This is a genomic window from Serratia sp. CY40230 (assembly GCF_052168835.1).
GTDB classification, from domain to species: domain Bacteria; phylum Pseudomonadota; class Gammaproteobacteria; order Enterobacterales; family Enterobacteriaceae; genus Serratia; species Serratia nematodiphila.
On the sequence record NZ_JBJNLX010000002.1, the window covers coordinates 735,272 to 753,798 of the forward strand.

16 protein-coding genes are annotated in these 18,527 nt (G+C 61.2%); 12 read left to right on the forward strand and 4 right to left on the reverse strand.

From position 1 onward, the window contains the following. The first annotated feature begins 279 nt into the window (after window positions 1-279). From ppiB to purK, 4 genes are all read left to right on the forward strand, one after another. Window positions 280-774: a peptidylprolyl isomerase B gene (gene ppiB / locus ACJ8IJ_RS10750; protein ID WP_004940183.1), complete on the forward strand. Its 495-nt coding sequence runs from the start codon at window positions 280-282 to the stop codon at window positions 772-774. Between the two features lie 10 nt (window positions 775-784). Continuing rightward, window positions 785-1,507: a UDP-2,3-diacylglucosamine diphosphatase gene (locus ACJ8IJ_RS10755; protein ID WP_004940186.1), complete on the forward strand. Its 723-nt coding sequence runs from the start codon at window positions 785-787 to the stop codon at window positions 1,505-1,507. A gap of 149 nt (window positions 1,508-1,656) precedes the next feature. Further along, window positions 1,657-2,181 carry a 5-(carboxyamino)imidazole ribonucleotide mutase gene (gene purE / locus ACJ8IJ_RS10760; RefSeq protein ID WP_004940188.1) on the forward strand — a complete coding sequence of 175 codons (525 nt, stop codon included), beginning with the start codon at window positions 1,657-1,659 and terminating at the stop codon, window positions 2,179-2,181. Continuing rightward, window positions 2,178-3,245 (forward strand): 5-(carboxyamino)imidazole ribonucleotide synthase, encoded by a 1,068-nt coding sequence (gene purK / locus ACJ8IJ_RS10765; protein WP_154871308.1) that lies wholly within the window; start codon window positions 2,178-2,180, stop codon window positions 3,243-3,245. Before purE ends, purK begins: the two co-directional genes overlap by 4 nt. Before the next feature lie 69 nt (window positions 3,246-3,314). On the opposite strand, the gene ybbP is transcribed toward purK, so the two are convergent. Continuing rightward, on the reverse strand, window positions 3,315-5,747 hold the full coding sequence (gene ybbP / locus ACJ8IJ_RS10770) for a putative ABC transporter permease subunit YbbP (protein WP_442518611.1): 2,433 nt from the start codon (window positions 5,745-5,747) through the stop codon (window positions 3,315-3,317). Then, window positions 5,744-6,430, reverse strand: coding sequence for a putative ABC transporter ATP-binding protein YbbA (gene ybbA, locus ACJ8IJ_RS10775; protein ID WP_154871306.1), 687 nt, complete (start codon window positions 6,428-6,430; stop codon window positions 5,744-5,746). The genes ybbP and ybbA overlap by 4 nt, the downstream gene beginning before the upstream one ends. Between ybbA and tesA the strand changes: the two genes are divergently transcribed. The 3 genes from tesA (at window position 6,401) to ACJ8IJ_RS10790 (ending at window position 8,774) form a co-directional block, all read left to right on the forward strand. Then, window positions 6,401-7,039, forward strand: a complete 639-nt coding sequence (tesA, locus tag ACJ8IJ_RS10780; protein ID WP_161545168.1) for a multifunctional acyl-CoA thioesterase I/protease I/lysophospholipase L1 — start codon at window positions 6,401-6,403, stop codon at window positions 7,037-7,039. The two genes, ybbA and tesA, sit on opposite strands and share 30 nt — an antisense overlap. A gap of 26 nt (window positions 7,040-7,065) precedes the next feature. Continuing rightward, on the forward strand, window positions 7,066-7,842 hold the full coding sequence (locus ACJ8IJ_RS10785) for an SDR family oxidoreductase (protein ID WP_004940195.1): 777 nt from the start codon (window positions 7,066-7,068) through the stop codon (window positions 7,840-7,842). Between the two features lie 77 nt (window positions 7,843-7,919). After that, window positions 7,920-8,774: a co-chaperone YbbN gene (locus ACJ8IJ_RS10790; RefSeq protein WP_004940198.1), complete on the forward strand. Its 855-nt coding sequence runs from the start codon at window positions 7,920-7,922 to the stop codon at window positions 8,772-8,774. Window positions 8,775-8,886: 112 nt separating this feature from the next. Here ACJ8IJ_RS10790 and cfa read toward each other — a convergent pair whose 3' ends face one another. Then, complete coding sequence (cfa, locus tag ACJ8IJ_RS10795; RefSeq protein WP_442518612.1) at window positions 8,887-10,038, reverse strand: cyclopropane fatty acyl phospholipid synthase; 1,152 nt, start codon at window positions 10,036-10,038, stop codon at window positions 8,887-8,889. A 325-nt stretch (window positions 10,039-10,363) separates the two neighbouring features. Between cfa and ACJ8IJ_RS10800 the strand changes: the two genes are divergently transcribed. Continuing rightward, a complete protein-coding gene (locus tag ACJ8IJ_RS10800) occupies window positions 10,364-11,269 on the forward strand; it encodes an SPFH domain-containing protein (protein WP_004940203.1) in 906 nt (301 codons plus the stop codon). Between the two features lie 2 nt (window positions 11,270-11,271). Further along, complete coding sequence (locus ACJ8IJ_RS10805) at window positions 11,272-11,733, forward strand: NfeD family protein (RefSeq protein WP_442518613.1); 462 nt, start codon at window positions 11,272-11,274, stop codon at window positions 11,731-11,733. Here ACJ8IJ_RS10805 and cueR read toward each other — a convergent pair. Next, window positions 11,730-12,131 (reverse strand): Cu(I)-responsive transcriptional regulator, encoded by a 402-nt coding sequence (cueR, locus tag ACJ8IJ_RS10810; protein ID WP_015376888.1) that lies wholly within the window; start codon window positions 12,129-12,131, stop codon window positions 11,730-11,732. The genes ACJ8IJ_RS10805 and cueR overlap by 4 nt on opposite strands. Window positions 12,132-12,537: 406 nt before the next feature. Between cueR and ACJ8IJ_RS10815 the strand changes: the two genes are divergently transcribed. Genes ACJ8IJ_RS10815 through ACJ8IJ_RS10825 form a run of 3 tightly spaced genes read left to right on the forward strand, consistent with a single transcriptional unit; the run spans window position 12,538 to window position 18,370 of the window. Further along, on the forward strand, window positions 12,538-13,695 hold the full coding sequence (locus tag ACJ8IJ_RS10815) for an acyl-CoA dehydrogenase family protein (protein WP_049188593.1): 1,158 nt from the start codon (window positions 12,538-12,540) through the stop codon (window positions 13,693-13,695). Beyond that, window positions 13,692-15,707, forward strand: coding sequence for an FAD-dependent oxidoreductase (locus ACJ8IJ_RS10820; RefSeq protein ID WP_257214258.1), 2,016 nt, complete (start codon window positions 13,692-13,694; stop codon window positions 15,705-15,707). The genes ACJ8IJ_RS10815 and ACJ8IJ_RS10820 overlap by 4 nt, the downstream gene beginning before the upstream one ends. Then, on the forward strand, window positions 15,704-18,370 hold the full coding sequence (locus ACJ8IJ_RS10825; protein ID WP_275095519.1) for a PEP/pyruvate-binding domain-containing protein: 2,667 nt from the start codon (window positions 15,704-15,706) through the stop codon (window positions 18,368-18,370). The genes ACJ8IJ_RS10820 and ACJ8IJ_RS10825 overlap by 4 nt, the downstream gene beginning before the upstream one ends. Window positions 18,371-18,527 lie beyond the last annotated feature (157 nt).

Genomic DNA, 18,527 nt, shown 5'->3' on the forward strand with positions numbered 1-18,527 from the left:
AAAAGATAACCGGGCTTCAGGTTTTACGCCCGGTAGCGTATTGAAACCTGAAGCCTGATCTATTGCAAGGTTAAGGCCAAGCTTTGCTGACTTCACGCGAATAAAATGCGCGAAATTCGCCGGCTGGCACAATTGTTATAATATAACACAAATGCAATTACCACAGACAGTGCGCGGTTGAGCCGCTGCTGACTCGCTGGGGCGGATATGTTATAAGGGCGGTCTGAATGTTCACTCGCTTTACGTGACGTCTCACTTCACCTTGTTAGGATTAAAACTATGGTTACTTTCCACACCAATCACGGCGATATCGTTATCAAGACCTTTGCTGACAAAGCGCCGGTTACCGTTGAAAACTTCCTGAACTACTGCCGCGCCGGTTTCTACGACAACACCATCTTCCACCGTGTGATCAACGGCTTCATGATCCAGGGCGGCGGTTTCGAGCCGGGCATGAACCAGAAAGCGACCAACGCGACCATCAAGAACGAAGCCAACAACGGTCTGAAAAACACCATCGGTACCCTGGCAATGGCGCGCACCAACGATCCGCACTCCGCCACCGCACAGTTCTTCATCAACGTGGCTGACAACGACTTCCTGAACTTCCGCGGCGAAAACGTGCAGGGCTGGGGCTACTGCGTGTTCGCTGAAGTGGTTGAAGGCATGGACGTGGTCAACAAGATCAAAGGCGTGAAAACCGGCCGCAGCGGCATGCACCAGGACGTACCGGTAGAAGACGTCGTCATCAACAGCGTGACCGTCAGCGAGTAATCGCGGCTGCATGAGTACGCTGTTCATCGCAGATCTGCACTTGTGCGCACAGGAACCGGCAATCACTGCCGGTTTTCTGCGTTTTTTACGGCGCGAAGCGGTGCACGCCGACGCGCTGTACATCCTCGGCGACCTGTTTGAAGCCTGGATCGGCGACGACGATCCCGAGCCGCTGCACGCGGAGATCGCCGCGGCGCTCAAAGCGCTGCAACAGGCCGGCGTGCCCTGCTATTTCATCCACGGCAACCGCGATTTTCTGCTCGGCAAGCGCTTCGCCCGCGCCAGCGGCATGCAGCTGCTGCCGGAAGAAAAAGTGCTGGAGCTGTACGGCCGCAGGATCCTGATCCTGCACGGCGACACCCTGTGCACCGACGATCAAGCCTATCAGCAATTCCGCCGTAAAGTGCACAACCCGCTGATTCAAAAATTGTTCCTCGCGCTGCCGCTGCGCTGGCGACTGAAGATCGCCGCCAAGATGCGCGCCCGCAGCCAGCAATCCAACCAGTACAAGTCGGAAGCCATCATGGACGTCAACCCGCAGGCGGTCGAGCAAACGATGCTGCGCCACGACGTGCACTGGATGATCCACGGCCATACCCATCGCCCGGCGGTGCACCGGCTGGCGCTGAGCAACGGCGAAGCCCATCGCGCGGTGCTGGGTGCCTGGCACGTCGAAGGATCGATGATCAAAGTCAGCGCCGACGCCGTCGAGCTGATCCAATTCCCATTCTGAGTTCCGCGCAGGCGCGCGAGTGAAAATTCGCGCTTTCGCCGGTGAAAACCGGCGACGCAACCGTTTTCCTCGCCGTGCGCTCATGGTATGCTCTACGCCCTCATTCGGCCTTCAGCCGACGCCAGACAAATCACAGGAGCCTTACACCCATGGGAGCCAACGCCGCTTCAGCCGCCAATGCCGGGGCTAAAATCGCAATTGTAATGGGATCGAAAAGTGACTGGGCCACCATGCAGTTCGCCGCCGAAGTCCTGACCCAGCTCGATGTCCCCTTCCATGTCGAAGTCGTTTCCGCTCACCGCACGCCGGACAAGCTGTTCAGCTTCGCCGAGCAGGCTGCCGCCAACGGCTTTGACGTGATCATCGCCGGCGCCGGCGGTGCGGCGCATCTGCCGGGCATGCTGGCGGCGAAAACCCTGGTGCCGGTGCTGGGCGTGCCGGTGCAAAGCGCCGCGCTGAGCGGCGTAGACAGCCTCTACTCCATCGTGCAGATGCCGCGCGGCATTCCGGTGGGGACGCTGGCGATCGGCAAAGCCGGCGCCGCCAACGCCGGGCTGCTGGCGATGCAGATCCTGGCGCTGCACGACGCCGCGCTGGCGCAGCGTTTGGCAGACTGGCGTCAGGCGCAGACTGAAGACGTTTTGAACCACCCCGATCCGCGGGAGGACGCATGAAGCCGGTTTGCGTACTGGGCAACGGCCAGCTGGGGCGCATGCTGCGCCAGGCCGGCGAACCGCTGGGCATCGCCGTCTATCCTGTCGGCATCGATGCCGAACCCGAGGCGGTGCCGTATCAGAACAGCGTCATTACCGCCGAGATCGAACGTTGGCCGGAAACCGCGCTAACGCGCGAACTGGCGACCCACAGCGCCTTCGTCAACCGCGACATTTTCCCGCGTCTGGCCGATCGCCTGACGCAAAAACAACTGCTCGACCAGCTCGGCCTGGCGACCGCGCCGTGGCAGCTGCTGGCGAGCGCCGCCGAATGGCCGCAGGTGTTCGCTTCGCTGGGCGAGCTGGCGATCGTCAAACGCCGGGTCGGTGGCTATGACGGCCGCGGCCAGTGGCGCTTGCGCCCGGGCCAGGAAACCGAACTGCCGGCCGACGCCTATGGCGAGTGCATCGTCGAGCAAGGCATCAATTTCTCCGGTGAAGTGTCGCTGGTGGGCGCGCGCGGCCACGACGGCCGTTCGGTATTCTACCCGCTGACCCACAACCTGCATGAAGACGGCATCCTGCGCACCAGCGTGGCGCTGCCGCAGCCCAACCCGGCGCTGCAGCAACAGGCCGAGCAGATGCTGGCGGCGATCCTGAACGAGCTGAACTACGTCGGCGTGATGGCGATGGAGTGCTTTATCGTCGGCGATCGGCTGCTGATCAACGAACTGGCGCCGCGCGTGCACAACAGCGGCCACTGGACGCAAAACGGCGCGTCCATCAGTCAGTTCGAGCTGCATCTGCGCGCCATCCTTGGCCTGCCGCTGCCGCAGCCGGTGGTGAGCACACCGTCGGTGATGGTCAACCTGATCGGCACCGCCGTCAACGAACAGTGGCTGTCGCTGCCGCTGGTGCATCTGCACTGGTATGAGAAAGAGGTGCGCCCGGGCCGCAAGGTCGGCCATCTCAATCTGAACGACCCGAGCGCCGCCGATCTGCGCCAGGCGCTGCAGGCGCTGGCGCCGCTGCTGCCGGGCGAGTACCAAAGCGGGCTGGCCTGGGCACAGCAGAAGCTGGCCTAAAGCGCACGCCGCCGAAAGCAAAAGGGGTTAGCCTTAAGCTAACCCTTTTTTCATCGAGCTAAGCCAACATCACCCCTCATAACTGCGGAACAGCGCCTTGCCGCGCAGCAGGCGCACGCCCAGCCAGCCGCCGCACAGCGACAGCAGCAGCGCGCTGGCCAGCGGCAGCGCCCACCACAGCACCGGCGTCGGCGTCCACGGGAAGTCAAACACCCGGCTCTGCAGCAGCCACAGCGCCGCCTCGGCGCCCACCGCCGCCGCGATGCCCGCCCCCAGCCCCAGCAGGGCGAACTCGCACCACAGCGTGCGGCGTAGCAGCCGTTTGCCGGCCCCCTGCGTACGGTACACCACCAACTCCTGCCGCCGTTGACGCATGCCGACCTGCACCTGCGCCAGCAGCAGCAGGCCGCCGCACAACACTACCAGCACCACCATCACCTCCAGCGCGCGGCTGACCTGTTGCAGCACGCCGCCGACCTGTTTCAGGATCGCGCCGATGTCCAGCAGGCTGAGCGTCGGGAACTGGCGATTGAGCTGGGTCAGCATCTGGCCGTCACCGTCGTAGCGGAAGCTGGTGAGCCAGGTCTGCGGCTGGCCGTCCAATGCGCCCGGCGGGAAGATAAAGTAAAAGTTCGGCTTCAGGCTCTCCCAATCCACCTGGCGCAAGCTGGTGACTTTGGCGCTGAACGCCTGGGTATCGCCGCTGAAGGTCAGCGTGTCGCCCAGCTTGATCTTCAGCCGCCCGGCGATGCCTTCATCCATTGAAACCTCACCGGTTTTCGGCGGCCAATTGCCCGCCACCAGCGGATTGTGATCCGGCAGATCGGCCAACCAGGTCAGGTTCAGCTCACGGTTCACCGCCTCGCCGCCCGGATCGTCTTCATGCACCCGCTCGGTCGCCACCTGCTGGTTTATCTCGGTCAGGCGCACCCGGACGATCGGGTAATAGGTTTCCGGCTTGATCTGGTGCTGCTGCAGGAAGGTTTTCACCTGCGGCACCTGCGCCTCGGTCATGTTGAGCAGGAAATAGTTCGGGCTGTCCGGCGGCAGCTGTTGCTGCCAGCGTTCGAGCAGATCGCCGCGCAGTACCAACAGCAGCGCCAACAGCATGAACGACAGCGAGAACGCCGCCAGCTGGCTGATGGTCACCCACGGCTGATGCAGCAGGCGATTGACCGCCAGCCGCAGCGCCAGGCTCTTGAGCGTGATGCGGCGCAGCAGCAGCAGGCTGCCCCAGCCGATGCCGCCCAACAGCAACGCCAGCACCGCCATACCTGCCAAAATCGCCCACAGCAGCGTACTGGCCCCCATCAGCGCCACCAACAGCGCCACCACGATCGCCGCCGTCACCGGCAGGAAGTAGCGCAGTGGCCAGACGTTGGCCGTCACGTCGCGGCGCAGCACCCGCAGCGGCTGGGTGGCCAGCAGCTGGCGATACGGCCGCAGCCCGACCAGCAGCGAGATCAGCACCAGCGCGCCGAGCGCCCACAGCCACGGCCAGGCGCCGGCGGCGGGCAACGCAGCCGGTAATACCGGCTTCAGCAGGCGGATCAGCAACGCTTCAAACGCCAGCCCGATTGCTCCACCGCACGCCGCCGCCAGCGCCATCACCGCCAGCCACTGGCCGACGATCAATTTGCGCAGCGCGCCACGCCCGGCGCCAAGGGTTTTCAGCACCGCGATCAGATCGTAGCGGCTGCGGCAATAGTGGCTCATCGCCACCGCCACGGCGGCGATCGACAACAGCAGCGTCAGCAGGGCCGACAGCAGCAGGAACTGTTGGGATCGCTGCAGCGACTTGCCGAGCGCGCTGCCGGATTCCTGCAGCCCGAACCAGCGCTGATCCGGCGTCAACTGCGGCGCCAGCCGTTCCTCGTAACGCTGAATATCCGGCTCGGCGCCGGCGAACATGTAGCGGTAGGTCAGGCGACTGCCCGGCTGCACCGCGCCGGTCTTATCGACGTCCGCCAGGTTGATCATGATGCGCGGCGCGGTCTGGAACGGATTGAAGCCGGCGTCCGGCTCCTGAACGATTTCACCGGCGATGCGCAGCGTAGTGTCGCCCACCTCCAGCGAATCCCCCACTTTCACGTTCAGCAGCGCCAGCAAGCGCGGCGCCACCAGCACGCTGCCCGGTTCGGGTTTGATGTTGGCCGGGCGCGTTTCCAGCTTGCCGTACAGCGGATAGGTCAGATCGGTGGCTTTCACGTCCGCCAGCTGCGGCCGATCGCCGGCATAGGTCATGGTGGTGAACGACAGCTGACGGCTCACCGTCAGCCCCTGCTGCTGCGCGTCCAATAGCCAGCCTTCCGGCACCGGATGCGCGCTGCGCAGCACCCGATCGCCGGCGATAAAATCGCGGCTCTGCTGGCTGAGCCCTTTGTCCATGCGATCGCTGATGCTGCCCAGCGCCAGCACGCAGGCGACGGAGAGCGTCAGCGCCAGCCACACGATCAGCAGCGACGGCGAGCGCCATTCGCGCCAGAACCAGCGCCAGATCATGCTTCCTCCCACAGCTTGCCTTCACGCAGCCGCAGCCGCCGCTGGCAGCGCGCCGCCAGGGTTTCGTCATGGGTCACCAGGATCAGGGTGGTGTCGAAATCGCGGTTGAGAGAGAACAGCAGGTCGGCGATGCGATCGCCGGTCTGACGATCGAGGTTGCCGGTCGGTTCATCGGCGAACAGCACCCGCGGCCGGCCGCTGAAGGCGCGCGCCAGCGCCACGCGCTGCTGCTCGCCGCCGGACAGCTGCGCCGGCAGGTGATCGAGACGTTTGCCCAGCCCCAGCTGTTCCAGTAACTGCACCGCCTGCTCGCGACTCTGCCTGTCGCTCTCGCCGCGCAGCAGCGCCGGCAGCTGCACGTTCTCCAGCGCGTTCAGCGTCGGCACCAACATGAACGACTGAAACACGAAGCCGACATTTCTGGCGCGCAACGCGGCGCGCCCCTCTTCGTCCAGCTCGGTCAGCGACTCGCCCAGCAAGCGCACTTCGCCTTCACTGCCGTCATCCAGCCCGGCCAAAATGCCCAGTAAGGTCGACTTGCCCGATCCGGATTCGCCGATCAGGGCGATCGTCTGCGCGGGTTTGACAAGCAGCTCGACTCCGGTAAGGATGGTGAGCTGATGCTCACCCTGACCAACGTGTTTACTAAGATGATGAACTTCAAGAACGTTTTCCGCTGGCATCTTCCCTTCCTTTTGCTGTTGGGATTATTCAGTTTACGCGCTGCCGCTGCCGATACCTTATTGATTTTGGGCGACAGTTTAAGCGCCGGCTATCGCCTGCCGATCGAGCGGGCCTGGCCGACGCTGTTGGCCGAACAGTGGCAGAAAAAACCGGGCGCACCGCAGCTGGTCAACGCCAGCATCAGCGGCGACACCGCCGCTCAGGGGCTGGCGCGTCTGCCCGCGCTGCTGAAACAGCATCAGCCGCGCTGGGTGCTGATCGAGCTGGGCGCCAACGACGGCCTGCGCGGCTTCCCGGCGCAGGACGTACAGCGCGATCTCGGCCAAATCATCACGCGGGTGCAGCAGGCCGGCGCGCAGCCGCTGTTGATGCAGATCCGCATCCCGCCGAACTACGGCCGCCGCTACACCGAGGCGTTCAGCGCCGTCTACCCGGCGCTGGCCAAGCAGTTCAACATTCCGCTGCTGCCGTTCTATATGGAACAGGTGGTGGTGAAGCCGGAATGGATGCAGGATGACGGATTGCACCCCAATGGGGACGCTCAGCCGTTTATCGCCACCTGGATGGCGGAGCGCCTGGAACCGCTAGTAAAGCATGAGTCTCACTAAATTAGGGTCGTACACTAGGTAAAGTTATGCAAAAAGCGGTATTGATAACCGGCTGTTCCAGCGGGATTGGCTTGATTGCGGCGCAGGATCTGCGCAACCGCGGCTATCGGGTGCTGGCCGCCTGCCGTAAGCCGCAGGACGTGGAAAACATGCGCCAGCTCGGGCTGGAAGGCATCGAGCTGGATCTGGACGACAGCGCCAGCGTCGAGCGCGCCGCCGCCGAGGTGATCGCGCTGACCGACGGCCGCCTGTACGGCCTGTTCAATAACGGGGGGTTCGGCGTTTACGGCCCGCTCAGCCGCATTTCGCGCAGCCAGCTGGAGCGGCAGTTCGCCACCAACCTGTTCGGCACCCACCAACTGACCCAGCTGCTGTTGCCGGCGATGTTGCCGCACGGCGAAGGGCGTATTATTCAGACCAGCTCGGTGATGGGTCTGGTCTCCAGCGCCGGGCGCGGCGCCTACGCCGCCAGCAAGTTCGCGCTGGAAGCCTGGTCGGACGCGCTGCGCATGGAGCTGCACGGCAGCGGCATTCAGGTCAGCCTGATCGAACCGGGGCCGATCTCCACCCACTTTAGCCAGAACGTCAACCAGGCGCAGAGCGACAAGCCGGTGCACAACCCCGGCATCGCCAAGCGCCTGACGCTGCCGCCGGAGGCCATTCTGCCCAAACTGCGCCACGCGCTGGAAAGCCCGCGCGCCAAACTGCGCTATCCGGTCACCCTGCTGGCGCACGCGATGAGCGTGCTGCGCCGCATTTTGCCGGGCCGCTGTCTGGATTGGCTGCTGCGCAGTAACGCTTAATTCGCCCGACGGGGTTGAAGAATGGCGGCGCGCCCCCATTTACACCCCATGGCTCCGCACGATCAGAGAGAAAAAAGATGCTAGCTCAAGCTGTTGTTGATATTAACGAAACTAACCTGCACCAGACGCTGGAACAGTCGATGTCCATTCCGGTGCTGTTCTACTTCTGGTCCGAGCGCAGCCAACACTGCCTGCAGCTCACGCCGGTGCTGGACAAGCTGGCGGCGGAATACGCCGGTCAGTTCATTCTGGCCAAGGTGGACTGCGACGCCGAGCAGATGATCGCCTCCCAGTTCGGGCTGCGTTCTATCCCGACGGTCTACCTGTTTAAAGACGGCCAGCCGGTCGACGGCTTCCAGGGCCCGCAGCCGGAAGAAGCGATCCGCGACCTGCTGCAGCGTTTCCTGCCGAAGGAAGAAGATCTGAAACTGGCGCAGGCGCAAGAATTGCTGGCCGCCGGCAACGCCGCCGAAGCGCTGCCGCTGCTGAAAGACGCCTGGCAGAGCAGCCAGCAGCGCAGCGACATCGGTCTGACGCTGGCCGAAACCCAGATCGCGCTCAGCCGCAGTGAAGATGCCGAAGCGGTGCTGGCGACCATCCCGCTGCAGGATCGCGATACGCGCTATCAGGGCCTGGTGGCGCAGATTGAACTGTTGAAGCAGGCAGCGGACACGCCGGAAATCCAACAGCTGCAACAGCAGGTGCAGCAAGAGCCGGACAACGTCGAGCTGGCGGTGCAGCTGGCGCTGCAACTGCATCAGGTCGGGCGTAACGAAGAAGCGCTGGAACTGCTGATGGGGCATCTGAAGAAAGATCTGGCCGCCGCCAACGGCAACGCGCGCAAGACCCTGATGGACATTCTGGCCGCACTCGGCACCGGCGACGCGCTGGCCGCTAAATATCGCCGCCAGCTGTACTCCCTGCTGTACTGATATCCGTCATACCTGAAGCTGCATCCAGGCGGCAAATGTGAGAAGCCCTGGGAGCTTAGATAACTAAGTGACCAGGGCTCGAACGTGCAGCCAGCTTGAGATATGACGGGGACTAGCGATAGACCCTCACCCCGCCCTCCACGCCCGCCGGGCTGAACAACACCTGCCACAGCTGAATGTTGCGCGAACGAAACGCGCCGGCGCAGGCGTTCAGGTAATAAGTGAACATGCGCTCGAAGCGCTCAGAATAACCGCCCGCCAATTCCGGCCACGCCCGTTTGAAATTCTCCAGCCAGGCCATCAGCGTGCGATCGTAATCGGCGCCGAAGTTGTGCCAATCCTCCATCACGAAACGCCCTTCGCTGGCCTCGGCGATATGCCGCACCGAAGGCAGACAGCCGTTGGGGAAGATGTATTTGTCTATCCAGGCGTCGACGTTAAGGTCGGTTTGATTGGAACCGATGGTATGCAGCAAAAACAGGCCGTCGGGCTTCAGGTTACGCGCCGCGACGCTGAAATAGGTCTCGTAGTTTTTCGGCCCGACGTGCTCGAACATGCCGACCGACACGATGCGATCGAACTGAAGATCCAGATCGCGGTAATCCTGCAGCAAGATCTCGACGTCCAGCCCGGCGCAGCGTGCCTGCGCCAGCTTCTGCTGCTCGGCTGAAATGGTCACGCCGTGCACCGAGACGCCGTAGTTTTGCGCCGCAAACTGCGCCAACCCGCCCCAGCCGCAGCCGATATCCAGCAGCGTCATGCCCGGTTTCAGCTGCAGTTTTTCGCAGATCATCTTGAGCTTGGCCTGCTGCGCCTGCTCCAACGTTTGCGCTTCTTTCCAGTAGCCGCAGGAGTATTGCATGTAAGGATCGAGCATCGCCTGGAACAGGTCGTTGCCGATGTCGTAATGCTCTTTGCCCACCTGCCAGGCGCGCTTGCGCGATTGGCGGTTGAACAGCCGGGCATAGGCGATGCGCGCGATGTCGCTCAGGCTTTTCGGCAGCCGCTCATCGACACCGGCCTGCAGAATGCGGGTAAACAGCATGTCCAGCCGTTCGCATTCCCACCAGCCGTCCATATAGCTCTCGCCGAAGCCGAGCGAGCCTTCCTGCAAAATGCGTTTGAACAGCGCCGGGTTATGCACCCGGATATCCCAGGCGCGCGGGCCGTTGATGGCGACGCCGGCTTCGGCCAGCATCTCCTCTACAATGCGATACCAGCGGTCTTTCTTCTGGGCGAGTTCATCAACACTGAGCGAATCCATAACAATCCTTGGCCGAAATGTCATTTCAAAAAGCATAGTCGCAAATAAAAATGACAAATTTTTGACGGTAAACACGTGGGTGTTTTTACTCTAGCCAGGGCGAGCAACATCATGAAATGAATAAAAATTATTGAAATCATGCCATTTAGGCATACTTATCTGCCAACTGTGCCAGACTTATTTCAATAACGTTTTTCTCCCTGTTCGGAACAGCGGTTCCGCTTATGGCGGAATCACCAACGCCCTGTATTAAGTCGCGGTATCGGTAGGCATTTTTCCTGCGCTGGCGTAATATCTGTTTACATATGTCTGACAGGAGGTTTGCATGCTTACTTTTATTCCCATCGTGATCGTCGTCGCGCTGATTGTGGTGTTCGCCGGCGTCAAAATTGTGCCGCAGGGGTTCCAATGGACGGTAGAACGCTTCGGCCGCTACACCAAAACGCTGATGCCGGGCCTGAACCTGGTGGTGCCATTCATGGACCGCATCGGCCGTAAAATCAATATGATGGAGCAGGTGCTGGACATCCCTTCGCAGGAAGTGATTTCCCGCGATAACGCCAACGTGGCCATCGATGCGGTGTGCTTTATCCAGGTGGTCGACCCGGCGCGCGCCGCCTACGAGGTCAGCAACCTCGAACAGGCGATCGTCAACCTGACCATGACCAACTTCCGCACCGTGCTCGGCTCGATGGAGCTGGACGAAATGCTGTCGCAACGCGACAGCATCAACAGCCGCCTGCTGCACATCGTCGATGAAGCGACCAACCCTTGGGGGGTGAAGATCACCCGTATCGAGATCCGCGACGTGCGCCCACCGGCGGAACTGATCGCCTCGATGAACGCCCAGATGAAGGCCGAGCGAACCAAGCGCGCCGACATCCTGGAGGCGGAAGGGGTGCGCCAGGCGGCCATTCTGCGCGCCGAGGGTGAGAAACAATCGCAAATCCTGAAGGCCGAGGGCGAACGCCAGTCGGCGTTCCTGCAGGCGGAAGCGCGTGAGCGCGCCGCCGAGGCCGAGGCGCGCGCCACCCAGCTGGTGTCCGACGCCATCGCCAGCGGCAACATTCAGGCGGTGAACTACTTCGTGGCGCAGAAATACACCGACGCGCTGCAGAAGATCGGTTCCTCCAACAACAGCAAAGTGGTGATGATGCCGCTGGACGCCAGCAGCCTGCTCGGCTCGATCGGCGGCATTACCGAACTGCTGAAAGAAAGCAAAGGCAAATAATCATGCTCGAACTGATCGCGGCGAATCCGCTGTGGTTTTGGCTCTCCCTCGGGGGCGTGTTGCTGGCGGCGGAAATGCTCGGCGCCGGCGGCTACCTGCTGTGGAGCGGCGTGGCGGCGCTGTTGGTCGGCGTCCTGATCTGGCTGCTTCCGCAACTTTCCTGGGCGTGGCAAGGCGCGATCTTCGCCGTCCTGACCGTCGTCGTCGCTTACCTGTGGTGGTACTGGCTGCGCCGGCGCCCGGCGGCCGCATCCGGCGGGTCGCCGGTGCTCAACCAGCGCAACCGCCAGCTGCTCGGCACCCGCGCCACGCTGACAGAACCGATGCACAACGGCATGGGCCGAATCAATATCGGCGACAGCAGCTGGCGCGCGCAGGCGGCGGAAGATCTGCCTGCCGGCACCGAAGTGGAAGTGGTGGCGGTGGAAGGGGTCACGCTGGTGATCCGCGCCATCAGCCGTTAATTCGAACGACAGCATCCCGCCAGATTATTGATGATGGGGCACTCCGCCCCCTCGTCGCCCGGACATTGTTCCGCCAGCGTCAACAGGCGTTGGCGCATTTCTCCCAGTTCGCTGATGTGCCTTTCGATCTCCGCCACCTTCTGCAGCGTGCGCGCCTTCACGTCGGCGCTGTGGCGGGCCGGATCGTTGAACAACGCCACCAGCTCGCGGCACTCGTCCAGGTTGAAGCCCACCTGCCGCGCCTGGCGCAGCAGCGTCAGCTCTTCAACGTGCCTGGCGGAATAATGGCGATAACCGTTATCGCTGCGGATCGGGGCGGTAATCAGCGCTTTCTCCTCGTAAAAACGAATCGTCTTGCTGGTTAACCCGGTCTTTTTCGCGACGTCGCTAATATTCATTTTTTCCTCCGGAATGCTCCTGCTCACCCTCTATCTTAAGACGCTTTCCGCCACTCACCAAGCCTCAACGCCCTACCGTCGATAGCGATGAGAAACCGATAGCCACAGCCAAAAGATAGATACTTCACCTGCAAAGTATTCATCAAAAAACAATAGACAATCTAACCTATTAAAATTTGATCAAATTAAGATTTTTATTATATGTAAATTTTTGTGTATAAATAACACAAAATAAAACACAATTAAAACAATAAAATAAAAACACAAATTAACAAAATTGTAATAATAGACCACACAAATAAACATTTATTTACATTTGCCATTACTGCGCCTGTTTGAGTTTTGGCCACCTCCAAACTAGAAATATTAGCTAATTTAATCTCTCAACCCGATGGCGGAGTTCGTCATGGATTTTAACTTATCAAGCGAGCAGCAGGCTCTAAGCGAATCCGCTCAGCGTTTTGCCCGCGAGGTGCTGGATCAGGATGCGCATGATCGGCTTTCACGGCAGGTATTAAGCCTGGATTTGTGGCGACAAGCCGCCGCCTATGGTTTTACCCGAGCCCCCGTGGCGACCGCGTTCGGCGGATTGGGCATGAGCGCGCTCGATACTGCGCTGATGATTGAGGCGCTGGGTAAAGGCAGCCGCGACATCGGCATGTCCTTTTCGCTCTGCGCCCATCTGTGCGCCTGCGTGATCCCGCTTTCCCGCTTCGGTTCCGAAGCATTAAAAGCGCAGTATCTCGAAGCGTTGGCGGCCGGAAAACTGATCGCGGCGAATGCGGCGACGGAGCCGGACGCCGGTTCCGATATTTATGCCATGAAATCAACCGCTCAACCCTGTGAAGGCGGCTACCGGCTCAACGGAAACAAAATTTTCATCACCAACGCGCCGATTGCCGACATCTTCATCGTCTATGCGAAAACCCATCCCGAACATGGCTTTATGGGCGTGTCCGCATTTGTGCTCGAGAAAGGGATGCCAGGCTTAAACGTAGGCGCCGTCAGCCCGAAAGATTGCCTCTCCAACTGCCCCTGGAGCGAACTGACCTTCAACGACGTCTTCATTCCAGAGGCCCAACGGCTCGGCATGCCGGGCGCCGGCGGCGCCATCTTCCACGATTCAATGATCTGGGAAAAGGGCTGCCTGTCGGCTCTGTTTATCGGCGCAATGGAGCGCGTGCTCGACAGCGCGCTGGACTATGCCAAACAACGCCGACAATTCGGCAAAGCGATCGGCCAATTTCAGTCCGTCTCCAACCGCATCATCGAGATGAAACTGCGTCTGGAACAGTGTCGGCTAATGCTCTACCGCGCCTGTTGGAAACACGATCGGGGCCAGGATGCCGAGATCGACATCGCCATGAGCAAACTGTTGATTTCCGAATATGCCGTGCAGTCCGCGCTGGACGCGATTCAAATCTTCGGCGGAGCCGGCATGGATCAAGAACTCGGTCTGGTGCGCCACTTGCTGAACGTGATCCCCAGCCGGATCTTCTCCGGCACCAACGAGATACAAAAAGAAATTGTCGCCCGCAAGCTGGGTCTGCGGGGAGGCGCATGATGATCGTTCAACGCGTTTTTGCCGTGCTCTATATGTTGGCCGGCCTGGCGAAAGCCTTCCCTCAGTTGGAAAACGTCGCCGATATTCTGCAGCAGGCAGCCGTGGCGAACCAGGGCACCTGGTACGCCGGGGCGACGGCTTGGCTGGCGGCGCAGGGTACAGCGGTTAACGCGCTGATCGGCGTGGCGCTGTTTGCCTCCGGTGCGGTCTTGATGTTCAACCCGCGTTGGACGCCATTGATCATCTACTGCCAGCTGCTGATGATGGCGGGATTTGTCACGATCCTGCACCGCGCCCAGCCGCAGGTCATATTGCTCGATGCGATTTTCGCGCTGGCGGCGCTGTACATGCTGCGGCAGCAACACCACCGCAAACCCAAGCCGCGCACGTTCCCCACGCGCGACTTTTCCACGCCCACGCCGGCGTCAGCCGGCTCGGTAACCCCCACGCTGGACGGCGAGTATGACGTGGTGATCATCGGCGGCGGCGTCTCCGGTTTGGCCGCGGCCAGCGAACTGACCGAACGCCGGGTTCTGGTGCTGGAAAAAAGCGCTTCCTTTGGCGGCAACGCGCGCTACCGCGCGGTGAATCGCCTGAAGTTTCCCATCGCCGGCGTCTGCTTCCAGGAGCCATTGCCGGGTTCGTTCATGTTGCAACTGCTGAAGAAAATCGGTCTGAGCGGCGCCTACAAGTCCAATGAAAAGGACACGCTGGTGTTTTTCGACACCTTCTTGCTGCTCCGATGCCTGGGTGAAGTCGTCGTTGGTTTTCTCAAACAGCCGGTCTACCTGCTGAAACCCGCCGTCTGGCGCCTGACGGGACAACTATTCCTGCATGCCTTGATCGGTAAACCTTATGTTATCGCGGCAAAACAGCTGGGCGATCCGATCTTTGCCGATCTGTACGCCTTCCTCGATACCTTCTCGCCGCGCGGCGAGCGCTACCCCAGCCTGCCCTGGACACCGCAGAGCGCCTGGAGCAAGGCGAATATGGCGCTGCTCGACACTATCCCGCTGTACACTTATCTGTTCGAACCGCACAAACTGGATCAGATCCCGGCGGATCTGCGGCCACCGAGAAAATTCGGCAAGCTGGTAGAGAATGCCGTCAGCACCACGCTGCGCGTGGAATGTCTCGATATTCGCGAAGTCTCCGCCTATGTCGGATTGCACTTCCTGGTGGGGTATTTACGCGGTAATCTGGTCACGCTGCCGGGTGGTAACGGCAGCATCAGCGCCGGGCTGCTCGACTATCTTGAGGAGCAAAACAACGTCAGGCTGCAAAGCCGCGTACAGCTTCAAAGCATCACGCCCGGCGGCGACGAAACGGTGATCCGGTTCAGCGTCAATGGCGCGGCCAGCGAAATCAGAGCCAAACAAGTGATCTGGGCTGCCCCCAAAACGCATGTGCCCACCTGGTTGCCCACCCTGCCCAAAGAGCAATTGGCGGCGATCCGTCAGATCCGCCATGAAGATTACTACCTGGCGAACGTGCTGTTGAAAAAGCCGATCCTCGAACACTCGTTCGGCGGCTATCTGATCGAGCCGGAAAACACCCGCACACCTTACTATTGGAGCAAAGCCGGCACCTGCCTGATCGCCAATTGGATGGACAATCACCTCAGCGCGGAAGCCGGGGTATTAACCCTGCTCAAACCGACCACTCGCCCAGAGCGGCAAGGTCGCACCGCGCAGAACGAGTTCCCGGCGCTGCAGCAACAGACCTATGTCGAAATCGCCAAAGTGCTGGGCAACATGGGCATTGACGCCGACATCATTGAAGACATTCAAATCTGGTTCTGGCCCGCGGGTCTGGTGACCTCGGTCGCCGGACAACAGGCTCAGGGCGTGTTTCACCAGGCCAGCAGGCCGTTTGAGAATATTCACTTCGCCAATCAGGACAGCGTGGGCATCGGTAATATCGAAAGCGCGGTGTTAGCCGGGTTGAACGCCGCCAAAGCGGTGAGAGAACGCCTCGCAATGCCCGTTACGCCTGCGGAGGTGATGTCATGAATCCTACCCTGGTGGTTGAACTTTCCGGCGATAAAACGCTGGAACCCCATCGCCTGGGCGGCAAAGCCCATTCGTTGAATCATTTGATTCAGGCGGGCTTGCCGGTGCCGCCGGCGTTTTGCATCACCGCGCAGGCTTACCGGCAGTTTATCGAATTCGCCGTGCCGGGAGCGCTGCTCGACACGGGCGCGCCGGGCAACGTGCGCGATATGATTTTGAGCGCCGCCATCCCCGCCCCGCTCGATCTGGCGATCCGTCACGCCTGCAAACAGTTGGGCGACGGCGCCTCGCTCGCCGTGCGCTCTTCGGCGCTGGAAGAAGACGGCCTGACCCACTCTTTCGCCGGGCAATACGACACTTACCTGCACGTGCGCGGGGATGACGAGGTGGTGCGCAAGGTGCAATCCTGCTGGGCGTCGCTCTGGGCGGAACGCGCCGCCCAGTATAGCCGGACATCGGCGGCGCAGAGCGATATCGCCGTCGTCTTGCAAATCATGGTGGATGCAGACGCCGCCGGCGTCATGTTTACCCAAGATCCGCTGACAGGCGATGCCAACCACATCGTCATCGACAGCTGCTGGGGACTGGGGGAAGGCGTGGTCTCCGGACAGGTCACCACCGACAGCTTCATTTTGGATAAGGCGAGCGGCGAGATCCGCGAGCAGCAAATTCGTCACAAACCGCACTATTGCCAACGCGATCCGCAGGGACAGGTCACGCTGCTGCAAACGCCCGAAGCCAGGCGAGACGCTCCCAGCCTAACCCCGGAACAGCTGCAACAGCTTGCCAGGCTGGCCAGGCAAACGCGGATGATTTACGGCGCGGAACTGGATATCGAATGGGCGGTGAAAGACGATCGCGTGTGGCTCCTGCAGGCGCGGCCGATCACCACGCAGGCCAAACCGGTTCAGATGCTTTACGCCAACCCGTGGGAAAGCGATCCGGCGATCAAGGAACGGGCCTTTTTCTCCCGAATGGACACCGGCGAGATCGTCACCGGCTTGATGACGCCGCTGGGGCTGTCGTTTTGCCAGTTCTACCAAAAGCATATTCATGGCCCGGCGATCAAAACCATGGGGCTGGCGGATATCGGCGATTGGCAGATTTATATGGGGTATTTGCAAGGCTACGTCTATCTGAATATCTCCGGATCGGCCTACATGCTCCGCCAATGCCCGCCCACCCGCGACGAAATGAAGTTCACGACCCGCTACGCCACCGCCGATATCGATTTCAGCGGGTACAAAAACCCCTATGGCCCCGGCGTACAGGGATGGGCCTATCTCAAGAGCGCCTGGCATTGGCTGAAACAGCAGAGGCATAACCTGCGCAGCGCCGGCGCGACCGTCGATGCCATGATCGCCCTGCGCCAGCGCGAGACGCGCCGCTTTCTGGCGCTGGATCTGACCACCATGACGCATCAGGAGCTGGAGCGGGAACTCAGCCGCATCGACGGTTACTTCCTCGACAGCTGCGCCGCCTATATGCCCTTCTTCCTTCAGTCGTTCGCGCTCTACGATGCGCTGGCGCTGACCTGCGAACGTTACCTCAAAGGCCGCGGCAACGGATTGCAAAATCGCATCAAGGCGTCGATGAACAACCTGCGCACCATCGAAGTCACGCTGGGCATTCTCAGCCTGGTGGAGACGGTCAATCGTCAACCGGCGTTGAAGGCCGTGTTCGAGCGACACAGCGCACAGGAACTGGTCACCGTCCTGCCCACCGATCCCGAATCGCGCGCCTTCTGGCAAAGCGACTTCAGCGCCTTCCTGTTCGAGTTCGGCGCCCGTGGCCGCCAGGAGTTCGAATTGAGTCTTCCGCGCTGGAACGACGATCCCAGCTACCTGCTGCAAGTGATGAAAATGTATCTGCAACATCCGGTGGATCTGCACACGAAACTGCGGGAAACAGAGCGGCTGCGCCATGAAGACAGCGCGACGCTGCTTAAAGCGATGCCCTGGTTTGGCCGGATGAAGCTGAAGTTCATCACCAAACTGTATGGCGTGATGGCCGAACGCCGCGAAGCGACCCGGCCAACCTTCGTCACCGAAACCTGGTTCTACCGCCGCATCATGTTGGAAGTGCTGCGGCGCCTGGAGGCGCAAGGCCTGGTCAAACAGGCCGATCTGCCCTATGTGGACTTCGAGCGCTTCCGCGCGTTTATGGCGGGGGAACAGTCGGCGCAGGAGGCGTTCGCCGCCGATCTGATCGAGCGCAATCGCCACCAGCATCTGCTGAACCTGCATGCGGAAGAGCCGCCGATGGCGATCGTCGGGGGGTATCAGCCCAGGATGAAAGCCCCCACGGCGGAAAACGCCGCCGGCATGCTGTCCGGCCTGGCGGCCAGCCCTGGCAAAGTGGTGGCGAAGGCGCGCGTCATCACCGATCTGCTGGCGCAGGCCGGCGAGCTGCAGCCCAACGAAATCCTGGTGGCGCGCTTTACCGACGCCAGTTGGACCCCGCTCTTCGCGCTGGCGGCGGGCATCGTCACCGATATCGGCTCCGCGCTGTCCCACAGCTGCATCGTCGCACGCGAATTCGGCATCCCCGCGGCGGTCAATCTCAAGAACGCCACCCAGCTGATCAACAGCGGCGACACCTTGATTCTCGACGGCGACAGCGGGACGGTCATTATTCAACGCGGAGAACGTGCCGATGGCTAGTCAGCACCACATCCGGCGAAGGTAAACCATCCGCCTGAAAACAGCACAATTCAACGAAGGTGATGCGCGCGGCAACCGCCGCCTGCAGAGACCGTCGCGGGCTTTGTCGTGCCGAATTTGCCCGCCAGGCTGAAGCCGTCACTCCATTTTGGCTGCA